This is a genomic window from Streptomyces sp. NBC_01166, from assembly GCF_045039765.1.
Classification (GTDB): domain Bacteria; phylum Actinomycetota; class Actinomycetes; order Streptomycetales; family Streptomycetaceae; genus Streptomyces.
This window is the reverse complement of record NZ_CP108613.1, coordinates 3,236,356-3,255,574: the sequence shown is the minus strand read 5'-3', so window position 1 is coordinate 3,255,574 and position 19,219 is coordinate 3,236,356. Positions and strand designations below refer to the sequence as shown.

Annotated in this window: 19 protein-coding genes; 10 read left to right on the top strand and 9 right to left on the bottom strand. The window is 71.2% G+C overall.

The features are described 5' to 3' along the window. Positions 1-26: 26 nt before the first annotated feature. On the bottom strand, positions 27-620 hold the full coding sequence (locus OG379_RS14980) for a dihydrofolate reductase family protein (RefSeq protein ID WP_405662955.1): 594 nt from the start codon (positions 618-620) through the stop codon (positions 27-29). Positions 621-783: 163 nt separating this feature from the next. Here OG379_RS14980 and OG379_RS14975 point away from each other — a divergent pair, with 163 nt between their 5' ends. Continuing rightward, positions 784-1,146, top strand: coding sequence for a hypothetical protein (locus tag OG379_RS14975; RefSeq protein ID WP_405662953.1), 363 nt, complete (start codon positions 784-786; stop codon positions 1,144-1,146). Positions 1,147-1,221: 75 nt separating this feature from the next. Here the strand turns inward: OG379_RS14975 and OG379_RS14970 are convergent, their stop codons facing one another. The 5 genes from OG379_RS14970 to OG379_RS14950 form a co-directional block, all read right to left on the bottom strand. Next, entirely contained in the window at positions 1,222-2,562 is a 1,341-nt protein-coding gene (locus OG379_RS14970; RefSeq protein WP_405662951.1) for an SGNH/GDSL hydrolase family protein, read from the bottom strand. A 172-nt stretch (positions 2,563-2,734) separates the two neighbouring features. Continuing rightward, positions 2,735-3,319 (bottom strand): cysteine hydrolase family protein, encoded by a 585-nt coding sequence (locus tag OG379_RS14965; RefSeq protein WP_405662949.1) that lies wholly within the window; start codon positions 3,317-3,319, stop codon positions 2,735-2,737. A gap of 29 nt (positions 3,320-3,348) precedes the next feature. Beyond that, positions 3,349-3,636 carry a hypothetical protein gene (locus OG379_RS14960; RefSeq protein ID WP_405662947.1) on the bottom strand — a complete coding sequence of 96 codons (288 nt, stop codon included), beginning with the start codon at positions 3,634-3,636 and terminating at the stop codon, positions 3,349-3,351. 76 nt (positions 3,637-3,712) lie between these two features. After that, positions 3,713-5,392 carry a cellulase family glycosylhydrolase gene (locus tag OG379_RS14955; RefSeq protein WP_405662945.1) on the bottom strand — a complete coding sequence of 560 codons (1,680 nt, stop codon included), beginning with the start codon at positions 5,390-5,392 and terminating at the stop codon, positions 3,713-3,715. Between the two features lie 172 nt (positions 5,393-5,564). Continuing rightward, positions 5,565-6,233, bottom strand: coding sequence for a hypothetical protein (locus OG379_RS14950; protein WP_405662943.1), 669 nt, complete (start codon positions 6,231-6,233; stop codon positions 5,565-5,567). Between the two features lie 208 nt (positions 6,234-6,441). Here OG379_RS14950 and aac(3) point away from each other — a divergent pair, with 208 nt between their 5' ends. From aac(3) to OG379_RS14935, 3 genes are all read left to right on the top strand, one after another. Further along, a complete protein-coding gene (gene aac(3) / locus OG379_RS14945; RefSeq protein ID WP_405662941.1) occupies positions 6,442-7,314 on the top strand; it encodes an aminoglycoside 3-N-acetyltransferase in 873 nt (290 codons plus the stop codon). A 96-nt stretch (positions 7,315-7,410) separates the two neighbouring features. Then, on the top strand, positions 7,411-7,779 hold the full coding sequence (locus OG379_RS14940; protein ID WP_405662938.1) for a hypothetical protein: 369 nt from the start codon (positions 7,411-7,413) through the stop codon (positions 7,777-7,779). 111 nt (positions 7,780-7,890) lie between these two features. Further along, complete coding sequence (locus OG379_RS14935; RefSeq protein ID WP_405662936.1) at positions 7,891-8,973, top strand: tyrosine-protein phosphatase; 1,083 nt, start codon at positions 7,891-7,893, stop codon at positions 8,971-8,973. 22 nt (positions 8,974-8,995) lie between these two features. Here the strand turns inward: OG379_RS14935 and OG379_RS14930 are convergent, their stop codons facing one another. Next, positions 8,996-9,304 (bottom strand): hypothetical protein, encoded by a 309-nt coding sequence (locus OG379_RS14930; protein ID WP_405662933.1) that lies wholly within the window; start codon positions 9,302-9,304, stop codon positions 8,996-8,998. A 208-nt stretch (positions 9,305-9,512) separates the two neighbouring features. Between OG379_RS14930 and OG379_RS14925 the strand changes: the two genes are divergently transcribed. Beyond that, positions 9,513-10,397, top strand: a complete 885-nt coding sequence (locus OG379_RS14925) for a hypothetical protein (protein WP_405662930.1) — start codon at positions 9,513-9,515, stop codon at positions 10,395-10,397. A 31-nt stretch (positions 10,398-10,428) separates the two neighbouring features. Here OG379_RS14925 and OG379_RS14920 read toward each other — a convergent pair whose 3' ends face one another. Together OG379_RS14920 and OG379_RS14915 are read right to left on the bottom strand one after the other, a co-directional pair. Further along, positions 10,429-11,400, bottom strand: a complete 972-nt coding sequence (locus OG379_RS14920) for a MarR family transcriptional regulator (protein WP_405662928.1) — start codon at positions 11,398-11,400, stop codon at positions 10,429-10,431. Positions 11,401-11,776: 376 nt separating this feature from the next. Continuing rightward, on the bottom strand, positions 11,777-13,990 hold the full coding sequence (locus OG379_RS14915) for a HelD family protein (protein WP_405668513.1): 2,214 nt from the start codon (positions 13,988-13,990) through the stop codon (positions 11,777-11,779). Between the two features lie 257 nt (positions 13,991-14,247). On the opposite strand from OG379_RS14915, the gene OG379_RS14910 reads away from it, so the two are divergent. From OG379_RS14910 to OG379_RS14890, 5 genes are all read left to right on the top strand, one after another. Continuing rightward, entirely contained in the window at positions 14,248-15,192 is a 945-nt protein-coding gene (locus OG379_RS14910; protein WP_393766709.1) for an ABC transporter ATP-binding protein, read from the top strand. Beyond that, entirely contained in the window at positions 15,189-16,001 is an 813-nt protein-coding gene (locus OG379_RS14905) for an ABC transporter permease (RefSeq protein ID WP_405662925.1), read from the top strand. Before OG379_RS14910 ends, OG379_RS14905 begins: the two co-directional genes overlap by 4 nt. Before the next feature lie 48 nt (positions 16,002-16,049). After that, a complete protein-coding gene (locus OG379_RS14900) occupies positions 16,050-17,270 on the top strand; it encodes a sensor histidine kinase (protein ID WP_405662923.1) in 1,221 nt (406 codons plus the stop codon). Beyond that, positions 17,267-17,872 (top strand): DNA-binding response regulator, encoded by a 606-nt coding sequence (locus OG379_RS14895; protein WP_405662920.1) that lies wholly within the window; start codon positions 17,267-17,269, stop codon positions 17,870-17,872. The genes OG379_RS14900 and OG379_RS14895 overlap by 4 nt, the downstream gene beginning before the upstream one ends. Before the next feature lie 90 nt (positions 17,873-17,962). After that, complete coding sequence (locus OG379_RS14890; protein ID WP_405662918.1) at positions 17,963-19,162, top strand: MFS transporter; 1,200 nt, start codon at positions 17,963-17,965, stop codon at positions 19,160-19,162. The last annotated feature ends 57 nt before the right edge of the window (positions 19,163-19,219 follow it).

Below are 19,219 nucleotides of genomic sequence, written 5' to 3'. Positions count from 1 at the left end.
GACGCCGCCGGGCCCGCGGACACTCTCTACGCCGGGTCGGCGGCCCGGTAGGTGCACACGTGCACGCCCGTGCCGCTGATCACCGTCGACACCAGTTCGAGCGGGCGCAGCGCACCGTCGGTGGGGAAGATCGTCTTACCGCCGCCGACGATCACCGGCATGATCAGGAGCCGCAGCTCGTCGGCGAGGCCCTCGTGCAGCAGGGTCCGCGCGAGCGTGGGGCTCCCCATGAGCAGCAGGTCGCGGCCCTCGGCCGCGCGCAGCTCCCGGATGCGGGCGACGGCCGAGTCGCCGGGGATGCGGGTGGTGTTGGTCCACGTCAGCTTGTCGTCCCCGAGGGTGCTGGAGACGACGTGCTTCGGGATGGAGTTCATCCGGTCGGCGAAGGGGTCGCCCGCCCGCTCCGGCCACGCCGCGGCCATGTTCTGCCACGTACGGCGTCCGAAGAGCAGCGCGTCGGCGTCCTTCAGCGCGGCGTCGAAGGCCCCGCCCACCACCTCGTCGAAGTACGGATGGGTCCATCCGCCCTGCGTGAAGCCGCCGTCGGTGTCCTCCTCGGGCCCGCCGGGCGCCTGCACGACGCCGTCGAGGCTCATGAACTCGTTGATGACGATGCGCACGGCTCTCGCTCCTCTTTCCGTTCCGGATCCACTGCCATGAAGACTGCCGCACGACGGGAAAGTGATCGGTGCTGTCCGCGCATGAGTTGGGCGCCGAAAATGACGGGAACGAACGCGCGTACGCATGGCACCATGACCGCCATGACGACGAACCGAAAGGTCCATGCCGCGTAGCCGGTCGGGACACCTCCGAAAGGGCCGGGCGTACCCTCGCCGGACCGGCGGCACGAGCACCGTCGTCGACGGGCTCTCCTCACGCACGCTCGCCGAGATCACCCGCCTGGAGCTGAGCCGCAACTACCTCGCGCCCGGTGAGGTCGGCGAGGCCGTGCGCACGTGGAAGCGGCACAGGCGGCAGTCGCTGCGCGTGCTGTGGCGCGACCACGAGCTGGGCGACACCCACTGGGACTGCTGCGGCGATCCGTCGGAGGCGCGGGAGCTCCTCGACACCGTGATCGGGGCGCTGTCGCCACGCGGCGCCCGTGAGCTCCGGCGCGTGGTCAGCAGGATCGACGGCGATGGATGACCGCCGACGTGCCGCTCTCCGGACCGCACCGCCCGTACGGCCTCCCTCCCCCGGGAGGAAGGCCGTACGGCCGGGTCAGTTGTATCCGAAGCCCCGGGGCAGCGGCGCCTGTTGGAACAGCCGGGTGGGGACGGAGTCCGCCATCGCCCGGTAGCCCGTGGGGTTGAGGTGGAGGTGGTCGCCGGTGTCCAGCTCCGCCCGGAGCTGCCCGGGCTCCAGCGGGTCGCGGACGGTCCGGTCGAAGTCGATCACGCTGTCGAAGCGCCCTCTCGTGCGGATCCACGTGTTGACGGTCTGCCGTGCCTGCTCGCGGTAGCCGTCCGGGTCGTCGTACCCCGTGTTGCCGCCCATCGGGGTCAGTGTCGCCCCGTAGACGCGGATGCCCTGGGTGTGGGCCCGGGTGATGATCTGCTCGTACGCGGCGATGACGTCGGCCGCGGCCTGCTTCTGGGCGGCCGGAGTGGCTTCGGCGGTGCCGATGTCGTTGATGCCCTCGAAGACGACCAGCCAGTCCACGCCGCTCTGCGCCAGGACGTCACGGTCGAGCCTGGCCAGGCCGTTGGGCCCCAGGCCGTCTTTGAGCAGCCGGTTCCCGCCGGCCGCCTGGTTGACGACGGCGGTCTTCGAAGTGGCGGCACCGGCCTTCAGCCGCTTCTGCAGCAGGTCGGGCCAGCGGTCGTTCATGTTGGTGGTGGAGCCCCTGCCGTCGGTGAGCGAGTCGCCGAGCACGACGGCCGCCGAAGTGGTGCTCCTGGACCAGACCTCGACCCCGCTGAGGAAGTACCAGTGGTCGGTGGGCGTCGCCCCGGGCAGGTCCGCGTCGCTGACGTGGTCCCCGGCGAGCAGGTGGGACGTCGTACGGGAACCGGGGTGCGAGGTGATGGACGTGGACGCCTGCCCGGTCGCCAGATACACCGTCGCCGTGAGGTTGGACCCAGGCGCGAGCGCGAAGTCCAGCGGGTCGGAGACCGCCTGGGCGCCCACCGGGACCGATACCGAGGAGCGGCCCTGGAAGGTCACGGGCCGCGTGGTCCCCGCCTTCACCGCGCTGACCCCCGCTCCGCCGTCGAGCGGCAGGGCCACCGACACCTTGGTGATCGGCAGCGCGGTGCCACCGAAAGCATTCGAGAAGCGGAGCCGGATGTGCTCACCGCCCGTGGACACGTGGACCGTCTGGCGAAGGGTCGCGTCGTCGAGGACCGATCCGTCCTGGGTGAACGGGGCAGGGGGCATGTTGCCCGGCTCCGTCAGCTGCGGCATGGACGTCCAGGTGCTCACCCAGCGGGCGTTGCGCTCGCCGGGCGCCGGTGAGCTGCCGGGGCCGTGGCCGTCCCCGGCGCCGAGAGCGGGGGTGACGACGGCGGCGGTGACCGCGGCGGCGGCGAACAGGCTGAGGATCGACGATCTTCGGATCACGGTGGTGCTCCCTCTGGCTGGGTGGGGGAAGCAGGATGAATCCACAGGTGTGGACGGCTTCTTCACCGGCGTCCGGGGATTCGAGCGGCAGGCTAGCTGCTCCGATAAATTTCGGTCAATGCTCCGAAAGCTTCGAAAACTTTCGGCTGGACGCCGTGCCAGGGAGGGGAGTTCAGGAACCGGTGGGCGAAGGCGCCGCGAAAGCCACGTCCGCGGCGCGGGCGGTGACATCGGCGTCCCTGCTGAGGGGCCAGGCCGCGACCCGCGAGACCGTGGCAGCCGGCACCGCCGCGCTGATCCCGGGCTCCGCGGGGATGTCGTGCGTCGCGTGGGCGTCGTGGGGCAGGGTGACCCGGTAGCCGAGCGCCACGGCCGTGCGTGCCGTCGCCTGCACGCACATCTCGGACATCAGGCCGCAGACGGCGAGCGACCGCACCCCGGACGCGGTCAACAGGGCTGCCAGCGAGGTCTCCTGGAACGCGTCGTCGTGGGTCTTGCGGATCACCACTTCCGTGGGCCCCGCCTCGACGTGGTGGTGGAGCTCCCAGCCGGCGGTGTGGGGCTCGTCGTCCGTACCGGCCGCTCCGTCGTTCTGGACGTGGACGACGAGCGCCCCGGCCGCCCGTGCCCGAGCGATCAGGTCCGCCGTCCGGTCCACGAGGCGCGCGGCCTCGGGAAGCGCACCGTCGCCGCGGACGAAGGCCCGCTGGACGTCGACAACGAGCAGTGCCTGCACGGGTGTTGCGTGAGAGGTCATGGAGTCATGGTGGCCTGGCGGCTCCGCCGTCAGGCGCTCAGGGCGTGTCCCGCCAGGGAGAGGCGCATGGCGCACGCGTCCTCCGCCTCGACGGTGACGGGGATGCCCCAGTGCTCGCTCAGCATGCGGCCGACGGCGACGAGCCGCCGACGCTCCTCGGGGCTGTACGCGGGGAATCGCGTCCAGCCGCGATCGGCGATCGCGTTGCCCAGCTCGGTGAACAGGGTTGCCCTGGCCCGCTGTTCCTCGTCGGGCGTCAGAGGGGTGGGGCCGGGCCCGGGCCCCACGGTGTGCACGTTGTACAGGTCGCGGATCACGGGCCCATCCTCTCAGGGGGTGCCGCCGGCCGGCAGGGTCGGGGACGGGGCCTGCCGGCCGGCGGAACGGCCGGGGTCAGGCCGTCGTGCAGGTGGTGCCGCTGAGCGTGAAGGCTGTCGGGGCGGTGTTGGTGCCGCTCCTGGTCGCGGTGAAGCCGACCGTGACCGAGCCGTTCGCGGCGATCGAGGCCGTGTAGCCGGCGGGGGCCACACTGACCGCCGCACCGCTCTGCGTGGGGGTCCCGCCCCACATGTTGGAGACGGTCTGGCCGTCGGCGAAGGTGAAGCCGAGATTCCAGCCGTTGACGGCGCTGGTGCCGGTGTTGCGGATGGTGATCTCGCCCTGGAACCCCCCGGGCCAGTCGCCGATCACCCGGTATCCCACGGAGCAGCCCACGCCCGGCGTGGGGCCGCTCTCGTCGGTGGTGACGCTCACCGTGGCGGACCGGGCCGAGCGGTTGCCCGCCGCGTCGCGGGCGTAGACGGCGAACTCGTACGCCGTACCGGCGGTGAGGCCGGTCACGGTGACGCTGTTGGCGGTGGAGGAGGCGGCCGTGGTCTCGGCGCCGCCGCTGACGCGGACGACGTCGTAGCCGGTGGTGGCAACGTTGTCGGACGACGCGGCCCAGGTCAGGGTGGCCGACGTGGCCGTCACGGCGGAGGCGGCCGGGGTACCGGGGGCGGTCGGGGCCTGGGTGTCGTCCGGGTCGCCGCCGTCACCGAAGACGGTGGCCTCCTGGGAGGTCTGGGCGATGCCGTTCGCACCGTGGAAGATGCGCTCGCCCCAGGAGCTCAGTCGGCTCGGGTCGAAGTCGATGGCCAGGTCGAGGATCGGGTCGGTGTTGCCGCTCCAGGACCAGGCCAGGTAGCCGAGGCCGAGCTGCTCGGCGGTGGCCATCATGGTGTCCTCGTCCGGGTCCCCCCACTGGTCGGCGGGGCCACCGAACTCACCGATGAGAAGGGGTAGTCCGGCGTCGACGAAGGCGTTCAGGTAGTCGGTGACCGCCTGGGCCGTGTTGTAGACGCTGTACATGTGGATCGAGAAGATCAGGTTGCCGGTGGTGTCGGCGTCGTACACGGCCTGGGCGTTGGCGCGCATGACGCCCTGCCAGTCCTGGCCCCAGTTGGGCGCGTCCACCATGATCGTGTGGGCGAATCCGGCGCCGCGCAGCTTCTGGACGGCGGCTGTCGTCGGCGCGGTCCAGCCGGCGGGGTCGGTGTTGCCCCAGGGCTCGTTGCCGATGTTGATGATGACGTAGTCCTCCTGGCCGGCGAGGACGTCCTTGAGGCTGATCCAGTAGTCGGCCGCGTGGTCCAGGGTGCCCGCCGCGGCGTCCTCGCCGTAACCGGTGGTGTCGTGCACCTCCAGGACGCATATCAGCCGGTTGGCCTTGCAGTCCTCGACGATGCCCGCGACCTCGTCGGGGCCGTTCCTCGTCCAGCGGTGACCGTCGGAGAGGACGACGCGGACGGTGTTCGCGCCGAAGGCCTTGATGTCGGCCAGCGACTGCGTCTCGCCCGGGTACCAGGTGTGCGCGTGGTTGACGCCGCGCATGACGAAGTCGTTGCCGTTGCCTTCCAGCAGACGTCCGTTGCTGATGTGCAGGCCGGTGGCCGCGGTCTCCGCCCGCGCGGGCGTGGCCTGCGCCGCGGCCGGGCCGAGCGCGCCCAGCAGGACGACGCCGACAAGGGCGGCCAGGCCCTTCAGCAGGACGGTCAAGGGGCTCTTCCGTGCCGTATTCGTTGCTGATCTCACTGCGACTCCAAGGTGGGTGCCGGAACGCAAGCATCGGATGACGTGGGAGCGCTCCCATAAAAGCCACCTCGGCAGGGGCACGTCAAGAGATCGCGCACACTTCGGCCTCCTGGCCGCGTGGAGCCCCGGGTGGCCCGCCCCCCGGCGGGGCGGGCCCCCTGCCGGACCGCCGTCAGGCCTTGCTGGTGCAGATCGCGTCGTACGGGCGACCCGGGCTCGGGAAGAGCTCGATCGGGTTGTCGGCGTTCGCCGGGCACTCCTCGGCGGTCTTGGTCAGGGCGAGGACCTTGTTCCCGCCGCTCGCGCAGGGCACTTCCTTCGCCTCGTCGCTCACGCAGTCGCCCACCACCAGCTGCCCGCCGCCCGCGCCCGCGTCCCCGGGGTGGTCGCCGGAGAGGTTGCGGCCGCAGATGGTCTTGCTGGGGATGCCGCTGGTGGAGGCGTCCCCGCCGAAGGAGACCTTCACCGAGATGATCTCGTCGGTCCCGGCCGGGCACTCGACGGCCCCGGCGAAGATCTCGCCGTCCTTCACCGCGAGCGCCTTGATCGTCGCCTTCGGGTCGTCGCAGTCGAGGCCCTGGAAGCCGTCCTTCGACTGACTCGTGTCCGGACCCGCGCAGTCACCGACCTTCCAGTCCCTGGACTTCTGGCTGCTGCCCTTCGACGACCCGCTGCCGCTGTCCGACAGCGGCCCGCATGCCGTGGCGGCACCTAGTGCGACCGTGAGGATCAGGACGCCCTTCGCGCAGTCCCGGAGAGCCGTGCGAGTGCCGCGCGTCGACGGGGAACCGGTGCTGCTCGGGCGGCTGTTACGGGGGCGCGTACTGCCGTGGGCGGTCATGCTGCTCCTTGGATGCGTGGCGTGATCCGCACGGCACCCACTGTGACTCGCGCGGTATTTCGGGCCTGAGGACGGCCGAATCACGGCAGGCGGTTCCCGTGGTGCGACAAGTGGTCGGGATCGGCACGGAGTGCACGTCGGGCGAGTCCGGGCTCGGCAGTCGCCTCATCGCCGGGGACGCGGTCCAGGAGGCGATACCGTCGCCTCCATGAACCAACCGCCCCCGGACCAGGGCGCCCTGCTCGCGCGCGCCGACGGCCCCGTCACGCGTGGCAGGCTCGTCCGAGATCTGGCCGCGATGGGTCTCCTCGCGGGCGACACCGTCATGTTCCACACCCGGATGTCCGCCATCGGCTACGTGGCCGGCGGCCCCCAGACCCTCATCGGTGCCCTGCGGGACGTCGTGGGGGAGCGCGGGACCCTGATGGTGACCTGCGGCTGGAACGACGCCCTGCCGTACGACTTCGCCACGTGGCCGCAGGCGTGGCGGGACGCCGTGCACGCAGAGCATCCGGCGTACGAACCGGATTTGAGTGAGGCGGACCATGACAACGGCCGGCTCCCCGAGGCGCTGCGCCGGTGGCCGGGGTCCGTCCGCAGCCGGCATCCCGACGTGAGCTGCGCCGCGCTCGGAGCGGCCGCCGTCGAGCTGATGGCCGACCACCCGTGGGACGACCCGCACGGGCCCGGCAGTCCGCTGGCCCGGCTGGTCGCCCTGGGCGGGCGGGTGCTGATGCTGGGCGCGCCGCTGGAGACCCTCACTCTCCTGCACCACGCCGAGGCGCTCGCCGAGGCGCCCGGCAAGCGGTTCGTCGAGTACGAGCAGCCGGTCCTGGACAACGACGGGCGGCGCGTCTGGCACCATTTCCGGGACATCGACTCGTCGAAGGGGGCCTTCGACTACTCCACCGTCTCGCCGGACGGCCAGGACCCGTTCGAGACGATCGTCCGGGACATGCTGGCCGCCGGGATCGGCCGCCGGGGCAGGGTCGGCGCCGCCGACAGCCACCTCTTCGAGGCCGAGGAGGTCGTGCGCTACGGCGTCGCCTGGATCCAGGAGCGACTGGGCGGCGCCCGGTAGAGGCCTTGTTCGGGCGGCGGACCGCTCGCTCGGCCCGCCTCCGCATGAGTACGCGTACGGGTGGTGCTGTGCGGCCGCTCCGCGCATCCTGTCCGGATGACCGACGCCGGCACGAACACCACGCGGCACACGCGGCGCAAGGTCGTCACCGACCTCGTCGTCACGGCCGTTCTGCTGCTCCCCCTCGTGATCATGCTCTGGTACGGCGCCACCGACGCGCTCCAGCACAAGAGCGCCACCGACTGGCAGGCCAACCACGAGACGAAGCGGGCCCTGCAGCGGAGTGCCCTGCTGATCACCGGTCTCCCGGTGGCGGGGGCCGTGTGCGGCTGGACGGTCGCCACGCTGCGGGACCGGCCCACCGGTCTTCCCGCCGCGAGGGGTGCCCTGGCCGGGGCGGTCACGCTCTGGGCGAGCAGCATCGTGCTGGTCCTCACGGCGTTCCACGGCCTGACGAGCCGTTAGCAGAGGGGTGCGCGCTCCCGCCGCGCGGCGGATCGTGGTGTTCGGTTCGCCTTACGGCTGTGTTCACCAGCCATTACGGCAGCACACGTCGAGCCCTCCGACCATCACCCCATGACGCACATGACTCGTGTAAAGGCCTCCTCCTGCGCCCTGGCCGCCGCGCTCCTCGTAGGGATCACCGCTCCCGCCGTCTCGGCACACGGCGCCCCCGCAGGCCCCGCGCAGGGCTCGCGCGCGCGCATCCCGTTCACGCAGGCCGAGGTCACCGCGGCGGACGACGGCTCGTACACGGTGGAGTGGAAGGCGCCCGGCATACGCCGCGTCGCCGTCAAGGCGAACGGGCGCACGGTGGCCTCCGGCGGGGCGACCGGCAAGGTCACCGTGCGGGGGCTGCCCGCCGCCGACCGCCAGTGGTTCGACCTGGTGCCCGAGCACGGTGGCTCCCTGCGCCTCGCCGACCGGCTCGTCGCGCTCGAAGGATCGGTCAACTTCCGTGACGCGGGTGGTTACCGCACCGCCGACGGCCACTGGGTGAAGATGGGCGAGATCTACCGCTCCGACGCCCTGGACAAGCTGACCACCGCCGATCTGGCGAAGTTGCGGCGGCTGTCGATCCGTACGGTCCACGACCTCCGCACGGAGTCCGAGCGCTCGGCCGCGCCCGACCGCGTCCCGGCGGGTGCCACGCACGTCGTGGCGGACGTGCTGGCGGGGTCACCGGCCTTCACCGAGATGCCGACGACCCCGGAAGAGGGGGTCGCGATGATGGTCGAGGGCGAGAAGTTCATGGTCAGCGGCGACACCGCCAAGGCCGCCTACCGGACCGTCCTCGGCAGCGTCGCGGACGAGGACTCGCGCGCCCTCGTCTTCCACTGCACGGCGGGCAAGGACCGCACGGGCTGGGCGAACGCGGCCCTGCTCACGGCGCTAGGCGTCCCGCGCTCCACGGTCATGGAGGACTACCTGGCCTCCAACGACTACCGCGCCGAGGCCAACGCGGCAGCCCTCGCCTCGATGCCGGCCGAGCAGGCGGCGGTGTACAAGCCGCTGCTGGACGTGCGCCCCGAGTACCTCAACTCCGGCTTCCAGGAGGTCGGGAAGACGTTCGGCTCGTTCGGCACGTACGAGAAGAAGGCGCTCGGCCTGGACGCCAAGGACATCCGCGAGCTGAAGCGGGACCTGCTGGTGGGGTGACGTGAGGTGGGGATTGCCACACTCATTCCCCGAAGAGAGCGTCGCGGATCGCGGCAGCCACGACGCGGACGGTCCCGGAGACCGCGCCGCCTATAGCGGCCAGTCCAGCCTTCTTCACGAAGTCCTTCCGCCCCGGAGGTGTGGCCTTGCCTGACTGCGCGGTTGCCAAGGAGATCAGAGCCAGCAGAGAGATCACGTCCAGAAGCCGCTTGGCATCGTGCGGCGAAGTGGCCGACGCCGGTGTAACCGGAGCGCATTCCGTTGGCGAGAGCATCGTGAACGGATTCGGTTGCGTACGGGCCACCACTGAGGTGTCGTCTTCGATGTTCATGCCAATAAGCACATGTCATTTGTGCCGTCGACGACAGAGTCGTCGTACAGCTCCGTACGGGTCCGAACCGTACCGGACCTGATCCTGCTGACGGCACCGTACGGCTTCGGTCGAGAAGCCCGGTCCAGGCGAGTACGTTGCTGAAGCCTCGGCGAGAACCAAGGGCGGAGCCTACGGTGTTGTTGTCTGTCGTCTTCAGGGGGCCTGTATGACCGACCGCGCTTCGGAATCGAAAGAGGGCCCGGCCTTCCACGCCGAGTTGAGTGCCTTCGCTGCGGAACTCACCGAACTCTGGCTTGCGTGCGGTAAGCCGGCGATACGGAATGTCCTCGAGAAGCAGACCGGGGTGTCGGGTTCCACCATCAGCGAGGCCTTCACGGGGAAGCGGCTGCCCAAGCGAGAGGCCCTGATCCCCATCGTCCAGGTAATGCTCGAGCACGCAAGAGGCCAACGCGTAGCTCCGGATGACGCGAAGCTCAAGCACTTGCTGCGCCGCCACCGCGTGGTCGATGCGCTGAGGACGGAGTACCAGCGAAGGTACGGCAGTCTGAGGCCGCTTACACAGAACTCGCACGCCCGGCCTCTCGCGAGTGACTCGCCCCCGCCGACCGCGACCATCCCGGAACTCGAAGCCGCGAAGGGGGAAATTCTGAGCCATTTGTCCGAGGTCAAGCGGGACGAGGAAGTGGCGAGTCGAGAGCTCCTCCTGGTCCTTACGACGCGCGATGAGATCGGAGACGAGATTCGCCAGCTCAGGCAGCTTCTGATCCAGGAGCTCAACGACAAGGGCGAACTCCGACGCAAGATAGCGGCACTTGAGATGGAGCGTGCGGAATTGAGTCAACGCGTCGCTGAGCTCACTCAGGTCCTCATGCTGTTGGGTCACGACCGGCTTGGCCTGACGGAGAGCGAGAACGAGCTGAACGACAGGCGTGCCGAGCTGTACTTCGCCTGGGCGCGTTCGCAGGAGGTGAGGAGCTCGAAGCAAGCGGAAAGCATCCACGGCCTCAAGGCGGAGGTGGCGGGCCTTGAGGACAAGCTCAAGGCCGCGGAGCAGCTCATCATGACCCTGGGCGCCTCTCGGAACCTCTGACGAACGGGGTTGCCACGATCTGTGGTTCCCATCAGGGCGACTTGAGCAGGTCCCTGAGTCCGGCGGTGAACGCCCGTACGTCCTCCTCGCTCGGCCGTCCCACGGGCACCTCGGGCGCCGCGTCCGCGTCCGGCAGGCGGCACGGGCGGCAGAGGCCGTCGGGGAGGGCTTCCGGGCGCCCAGGTGTGCCGCACCTGGTGCACTCCAGCATCACGCGGTGTACGGGCGTGCCCGGTGCGGGCGGCGCGGGGGCGGTGGGTACGTACGCCGGGATCTTGTCGGTGAGGCGGCGACGTACGAAGCCGACCGGGGAGTCGACACCCGGCGGAAGCCCGGCGGTGAGGGCCCGCGTGAGGTAGTCGGCGTCCACGCCACGGTCGAACCACGCGGCGGCCAGGGCCTCCAGGACCGCGCAGTCGGCGGCGGACAGCGTCAGGCGGGAGTCGATGCGGCCCAGCCGCGCCAGCGTGAGGTAGGCGGGGGAAGGCTCGGCGGAGGCCGCGGCACGCTGCGGGGGCACGACGGGCACGACGGGCGCGGCAGGGACGGGCTCCGGCGGTGCGGGGGTCTCCGCAGGGGTGCAGGGCCGGGCCGCGGTGGCTGCCGGGGTGACCTCGGTGGCCGCCCACCACTCGTTGTCGCGGGCCGTGCGTGACCAGAAGGTCCGCGAGACCCAGCGGACCTGCCCCTGCTCGCCGACGAGGCACCGTACGCGGCGCAGATATCCGGCGGCGGCCAGCGCCTTCAGGGCCGAGCCGACGGCCTGCTGGCCGTACAGCGGCAGCTGCTTGGCGAGGCTCTTGACGTCCATCGAGGCGCCCTCGGGGAGCTGGTCGATGAACCCGGCGATGTACCGCTCGCGGGCGGGAAGCAGGGCGAAGTCATCTGCGGTGCGCTGGAGTTGGTCAGGCATGGTGCGCTTGCCGTAACCGGGCTTGGCCATCGGGTACGGGCGCGAGGCTGCGGGGGTGCGCAGGGCGAAGTTAAGGTGCTCGGTAGCCACGGGATCGCTTTCTTCGATCTTGCGGTCAGACCCCGGCCTGGTGCGACTAACACCGCGTCGGGGTCGTTTGGTTCTCGCACCGTAAGCAGTCCCCACGCTCCGCCGCAAGTCAGTCACTATTAGTCATACTTGCTGGCCGTGGCGGGTCAGGGAGGTTGGGGAGGGTTTCCCAAACCCCCTTCTTTCCCTACCGGTCAAAGGCACCGCTCGGGTCCCGGCCCTCGGATCCCGACGCCCGGATCCCGACGCCCGGATCCCGAAGCTCGGGCGCCGGGCGGAAGCCTCGATTCCGGGCCCCGAAAGTGTGAACAGGCCCGTCCCGGCGCTCGGATCCCGGGTCCCGGGCTTCGAGCGCCGAGGCGGGCAGGGGCGCCCGTCACCGCAGCGACTCGGGCAGCTCCTCCCGGTGGAGGATGCCCAGCCGCTGCGTGGCGCGGGTCAGTGCCACGTACAGGTCGCTCGTCCCGAACCTCCCGGGCTCCACCACCAGCACGTTGTCGAATTCGAGCCCCTTGGCCTCACGCGGGCCCAGCAGCACCACGGGACGGGTGAGGTCGGGTTCGGCGCCCGGGGTGATCCCGTCGAGCGGGGCCGCGATCTCGTCGTGCAGCTCGCGCGGCGCGATCACCGCGAGGCGGCCCTCCTCGGGCGTCAGCTCCTCGACGGCCCGCGCGACCGCGCCCGCCAGGTCGGCGCCGGTGTCCCGCGTCCACGGGGTCTCGCCGGTGGACCGCACCGATCCGGGCGGCTCGAAGGACGGGTCCTCGGCCTGTATCACCCTGGCGGCCAGCTCCATGATCTCGGCGGGCGTACGGTAGTTGACCCCCAGCCGCACATGCTCGAAGCGGTCGCCGACATACGGCTCCAGGATCCTCTCCCACGAGCCGATGCCCGCCTCCTCGGACGTCTGCGCCGGGTCACCGACCAGGGTCAGCGAGCGGGTCGGCGACCGGCGCATCAGCAGCCGCCAGGCCATCGGCGACAGCTCCTGCGCCTCGTCGACGATGATGTGCCCGAACGCCCAGGTGCGGTCGGCGGCCGCGCGCTCGGCGGCGCTGCGGTGGTCGGCCTCCTCCTGGCGCTCCGCCATCCGCTCGGCGTCGATGATGTCGTGGGCGGCCAGGATCTCCGACTCCTCCTCGTCCTCGAACTCGTAGGTCTCCGAGCCCCGGGACAGCTCCAGGACACCCTGCGCGTAGGCGACCCGCTCCTGGCGCTCCGCCTCGGCGGCGGCCCGCTCGGCGCTGTCGTCGGACCCGAGCAGCTCGGCCGCCTCGTCGAGGAGCGGCACATCGGCCGGCGTCCACTCCCGGTCGCCGGGAGCGCGCCGGATCGCCTGCGCGTCCTCGTCCGGCAGGTACACCGGCTCGGTCAGATAGTCGGCGAGGAAGTCCTCGGGGGTGAGCAGCGGCCAGAGCTCGCCGACCGCCGCGTGCACCTCCTCGCTCGTGGCGACGCTCTTGCCGAGCTGGGCGACGTCGTCCGGGCCCAGGAAGTTGGGGCCGCCGTACGGGTCGGCGCCGATGCGTTCGGTGAGCTGCCTGGTGAGCGCGTCGATCACCTGGAACGTGAAGTACGGGCGGGCGAGGTTGTGCGGCAGCCTGGTCTCGCGGGCCGACTGCCGTGCCTCGTAGGCGATCTCCCAGTCGAGGATCAGGTCCCCGTCGTCGTGCGGGATGACCATGGGCGCGCCCGGCTCGGGCAGCCCCTGCCGGTCGCGTACGGCGAGGGCGAGGGCCTCGGCCATCCCCGCACCGCCCTTGACGGCTGCCGCGCGGGGGGTGTCGGTGGCGCGGGCGTGGACCCCGGGGAAGAGCTCGGCCTGGGTGGCGAGCATGACGCCGGTCTCGCCGAGCGCGGGCAGGACCTCGCCGATGTAGCGCAGGAAGGCCGGGTTGGGGCCCACGACCAGGACCGCGCGCTTGGCCAGCAGCTCGCGGTGTTCGTACAGCAGGAACGCGGCCCGGTGCAGCGCGACCGCCGTCTTGCCGGTCCCGGGGCCGCCCTCGACGACGAGGACCCCACGGTGCGGGGCGCGGATGATGCGGTCCTGCTCCGCCTGGATGGTCCGCACGATGTCGCCCATGCGGCCGGTGCGGGCGGAGCTCAGGGCGGCGAGCAGCACGGCGTCACCGCTCGGGTCCTCGAAACCGCTGCGCTCGTCGTCCCCCAGGTCGAGGATCTCGTCGTGCAGCTCGGTGACCGTGCGGCCCTCGGTGGTGAGGTGTCTGCGCCGGCGGAGCCCCATCGGCGTATACCCGGTCGCGAGATAGAAGGGACGGGCGACCGGTGCCCGCCAGTCGATCAGAAGGGGCGTGTGCTCGGTGTCGTCCTCACGAATTCCGATACGGCCGATATGGTGCGCGGCGCCGTCGCGGAGATCGATCCGGCCGAAGCACAGCGAACCGTCCACCGCATTCAGGGCGGCCAGCAGGCCGGAGCGCTCGGAGACGAGCACATCACGTTCGAGCCGGGCCTGCAGGCCGTTCCCCACCGGCGTCAACGCGTCCTCGACGCGCTGAGCGGTGACCCCGCGCAGCTCGTCGACACGGTCGTAGAGCCGGTCGATGAATTCCTGCTCCTTCTGCAATTCGACGTTTCCGCGAGTTGACAAAATCGCTCCCTGCCGGATATGGTGTTTCTAGTGGCCCCCGGTGAGGGGCCTTTTCTGTGGGCACACAGAACCACTCAATATACGTGAGGAAATCCCCGTTCCGCAATTGCGGAACGGGGATTTCCTGTGTTCAGCGGTATGACGCCTGTCATGCGTCCTCATGACAGGCGTCATACGGACCCGATGACACACCGCACTGCCGTCCACCCCCTACCGCCGGGAGTGTGGAGGACATGAACGCAGTCATCGAAACCATCGGACTGAAACGGAGCTATCGGGGCTTCGAGGCCGTACGCGGCATCGACTTCACGGTCGCCCGCGGAGAGCTCTTCGCCCTGCTGGGGACCAACGGCGCGGGCAAGACATCCACCCTCGAACTCCTGGAGGGGCAGGACACCCCCACCGGCGGGACCGTCCGGGTGCTGGGCCACGACCCGTTCCACGACCGGACGGCGGTCCGCCACCGCATCGGGGTGATGCTCCAGGAGGGCGGTTTCCCGCCGGAGCTGACGGTCCTGGAGACCGTACGCATGTGGGCGGGCTGCACGACCGGCGCACGCCCCGCCGACGAGGCCCTCGAACTGACCAGGCTGTCAGACCGGCGCTCGGTGAGGGTCAAGCAGCTCTCCGGCGGCGAACGCCGCCGCCTGGACCTCGCCCTGGCCCTGCTCGGCCGGCCCGAGGTGCTGTTCCTCGACGAGCCGACGACCGGCCTTGACGCCCAGTCGCGCCGGGACACCTGGGAGCTGATCCGCGAACTCAAGGCCCAGGGCACGACCGTGCTCCTCACCACGCACTACCTGGAGGAGGCCGAGCAGCTCGCCGACCGGCTGGCGATCATGCACCAGGGGCTGATCGCCACCACCGGGCGGGTGTCCGACGTGGTGGCCGAGCGCCCCTCACGGATCAGCTTCCAGCTGCCCCAGGACCGCTTCCTCGGTGAACTGCCGCCGCTCGCGCCGATGGGCGTGACCCGGCACTCCGACGAGGGGGGAACCGTGCGGCTGGAGACCCGGGACCTGCAGCGCACGACCACCGAACTGCTCACCTGGGCCCACCACGCGGGCGTCGAGCTGCACGCGCTCGACGCGCGTTCCGCATCGCTGGAAGAGGCCTTCATGGAGATCGCCAAGGGCTTCGAGGACTTCGAGAACGCCGGGAACGAGGAGACACGATGACGACGACCGCGAGCGTGACACGACCGGGGACGACCGCGCCCGCGCGGAGCGGTGCCACCGCCCGGCTGGTCGCCCTCGGCCGCGCGGAGCTGACCCTCCTGCTGCGCAGCAGGGCCGCGCTGGTCACCGCACTCCTCGTGCCGGCCGTCACCGCCTTCTCGATGCGCGGCATGGTGAAGGGCCTGGACCTGGGCGGCACCGGCCTGTCGATCGCCACCGTCCTGCTGCCGGGTTCGCTGGGGCTGGCGCTGATCTTCTCCGTCTACTCGAATCTGGTCGGTGTGTACGTCACACGACGCGAGAGCCTCGTGCTCAAGCGGTTGCGTACGGGTGAGGTGCGCGACTGGGAGATCTTCGCGGGCGGAGCACTCCCGGCCCTGATGCTGGCGCTGGTGCAGTGCGTACTGCTGATCATCGGCCTCACGGTGGTCCTGGACGCACCCGCGCCCGCGGCGCCGCACCTGGTGGTCCTCGGCCTGCTGGTGGGTGTGGCGATGCTCGTGGCCGCGAGCGCCCTGACGGCCGCGGTCACCCGGACGGCAGAGAGCGCGCAGCTGACCTTCCTGCCGTTCTGGCTGGTGAGCATGGTCGGCTCCGGGATGTTCGTACCGCGCGGGGTGCTGCCGGGCGTGGCCGGCGACATCAGCGCCTGGCTGCCCTTCTCGCCGGTGATGGACCTCCTCCAGGGCGGCTGGACGGGCAGCCTCGGTGGCGTGGACCAGATCCGGCTGCTGCTCGCCGCCCTGGCGTGGACAGGTGTGGCGGCTCTCGGAGTGCGGCAGTGGTTCCGTTGGGGTCCGCGCGGCTGACAGCGCGCCCCGGAGCACGGGGGCGCACGGACGAGGAAGTTGGGGACCATGAGCACCATGAGCGTGGAGGACTGGGTGGAGAGGCTCGGCGGCCCGGACGGCCCCAGCCGGTACCGCCGTTACGCGGTGAGCAGCGTCGGCTTCATGTCCGTCTGCGAGGTGGGGCTGTGGACGGTCTGGGTCGTGCGGGGCGACTTCGGCGTGCTGGTGCCGACGACCGTGATCGTGCTGGGCATCGCGCACGCCGGGGTCCAGCTCCTGCTGTGGCGCTCCGCCCTCTACCACTACCTCGCCCTCGGCCCACGGCCCCACCGGCTCGTGGCGGTGTACACGGTCCTGACCCTGGCCATGGCGGCATGGGGATGCGTGCTGCTGTCGTCCGGCCGCATCGAGAACAACGACCTGACGGCCTACATGCTGTGGCTGCTGATGTTCTACGCCGGGCCGCCCGTGCTGGGCCTCGGACCTCGCGCGGGGGCGGCCCTCGTGGCGGTCGTGTCGGTCGCGTCCCTGACGGGGGCGGCCGTGGCGGGGCTGTCGGGCGAGACCCTGGTCCTGCTCATCGGCGCCACCGCGGTCATGGTGCCGTTCATGGCCGCCGCCTCCCTCGCCTCCGGCTGGGGCGTCCGGCTCGTCGAGGAACTGGTGGCCGCCCGCGAGACGCAGGCACGCCTGGCCGTCGCCGAGGAACGCCTGCGCTTCGGCCGCGACCTGCACGACGTGCTCGGCCGCAACCTCGCGGTCGTGGCGCTCAAGAGCGAACTCGCCGCACAGCTCGCGCGGCGCGGCCGGCCCGAGGCGGTCGACCACATGGAGGAGGTGCAGAACATCGCGCGGGAGTCCCAGCGGGAGATCCGCTCGGTGGTCCGCGGCTACCGCACCGCCGACCTCCACACCGAACTCGCCGGAGCACGCTCCGTCCTGGAGGCCGCGGGCATCGACTGCCGCATCGAGTACGGACCCGCCGACCGCCTGCCCGCCGACGTGCAGTCGGCCCTCGGCTGGGTGGTGCGCGAGGCGACGACCAACGTGCTCCGCCACGCGCAGGGCGCGTCCCGCTGCACCATGTCACTCCGTACGGCGGGTCCGACCACGGCCCTGCTCGTGATGGAGAACGACGGGGTGTCCGAAGCGGAACCAGGCACCGGCACAGGCCTGGCCGGACTGAAGGAGCGCCTGGGCGCGCTGAACGGCACGCTGGCCTTCGAACAGCACTCCGGCGGAGTCTTCCGCCTCACCGCGAGCATCCCCTGGGAGGAAGCCGAATGATCAGGGTCCTGTTGGCGGACGACGAGCACCTCATCCGCGGCGCGCTCGCCTCCCTCCTCACCCTGGAGGACGACATCGCCGTCGTCGCGCAGGCCGGAACCGGCGACGAGGCCCTGGCCATGGCGAGGGCGCACCGCCCCGACGTCGCCGTGCTCGACCTCCAGATGCCCGGCCTCGACGGCGTGGCGGTCGCCGAGCAGCTGCGCGCCGCCGTGCCCGGATGCGCCGCGATGATCGTCACCAGCCACGCCCGGGCAGGGGCCCTGAAGCGCGCGCTGAGCGTGGGGGTGCGCGGCTTCGTACCCAAGACGGTCTCCGCGCAGCAGCTGGCGCAGATCATCCGGACCGTTCACACCGGCGGCCGCTACGTCGACCAGGAACTCGCGGCCGACGCGATCGCCGCCGGCGAGTCACCCCTGACACCCCGGGAGGCGGAACTCCTGTCGTACGCCGAGGACGGAGCCCCGGTCGCGGACATCGCCTCCCGCGCCTCGCTGTCCAGCGGAACGGTCCGCAACTACCTCTCGGCCGCGGCGATGAAGCTCGGCGCGGAGAACCGGCACGTGGCCGCCCGCATCGCGCGGGAGCACGGCTGGCTCTAGAGGGCTTCCGCAGTGGAGTGTACGTTTGTACATACTCATCCGGGGGGCGGCGTCCGCCCGGCCGTGCACTCCTGAAAGAGCGCGTCACCGATGGACCTGGCCACACGCCGCCGCCGAGCGGCACTGTTCCTCTTCTTCCTCATACCCGGCCTGTCGATCTCCTCCTGGGTGACGCGGACACCCGACATCAGGGACCAACTGGGGGTGTCGACCGTGGAGATGGGGCTCGTCCTCTTCGGCCTGTCCGTCGGCTCCATGCTCGGCATCCTCACCTCCGGGCCGCTGGTCGCACGCTTCGGAACCCGGCCCGTCATGGGTGTGGGGACCGTGCTGATCATCGCCGGCGCGGTGGCCATCGGCTGCGGTACGCCGCTCTCCTCCGCCCCCACCGTCGCCGCCGGGCTGTTCCTCTTCGGGGCGGGGATGGGCGGCGGAGAGGTGGCCGTCAACGTCGACGGCGCGGAGGTCGAGCAGATCACCCGCAGCACCGTGCTGCCCACCCTGCACGGCTTCTTCAGCCTCGGCACCGTCGTGGGAGCCTCGCTCGGCATCCTGTGCACCGCCGTCGGCTTCCCGGTGCAGTGGCACCTGACCGCCATGGCCGTGGTCACGGCCGGGATGTGTGCGTACGCCATCCGCTCGATCCCCGCCGGCGTCGGCAGGACCAGGAAGGCCCGGCGGTCCGAGGGTGGCACCACGCCCGCCCGCCCCGCGGTCTGGAAGGACCGCCGCCTGCTGCTGATCGGCGGCATCATCCTCGCGATGGCGCTGGCCGAGGGTGCCGCCAACGACTGGCTGCCCCTGCTCATGGTCGACGGCCACGGCGTCGACCCCGCCCTGGGATCGGCCGTCTACGCGGGCTTCGCCGCCGCCATGACGCTCGGCCGCTTCTGCGGCGGCTTCCTCATCGACCGCTTCGGCCGCGCCCCCGTCGTCCGGGCCAGCGCACTGTCCGCCGCCCTCGGGCTCACTCTCGTCATCTTCGCCGACTCGCCCGTTCTGGCCGGCGCGGCCGTCCTCTTCTGGGGCCTGGGCGCCTCGCTCGGCTTCCCCGTCGCCCTCTCGGCGGCGGGTGACTCGGGCCCCGACCCGGCGGCCCGGGTCAGCCTGGTCGCGATGATCGGCTACATCGCGTTCCTCGTCGGGCCTCCCGGGCTCGGCTTCCTCGGTGACCACTACGGGCTGAGGTCCGCCATGATCGTCGTCCTCGCGTTCGTGACCGTGGCCGTGTTCCTGGCCCCGGCCATCGGCACCCGCCGCGCGGCCGTCTCAGCCCCGGCCGCCGGGTAGCCGATCGTCGCTGGGAGGTTACGGACGTCAACCGCCCCTTTTGCGGGCCGATTCCTG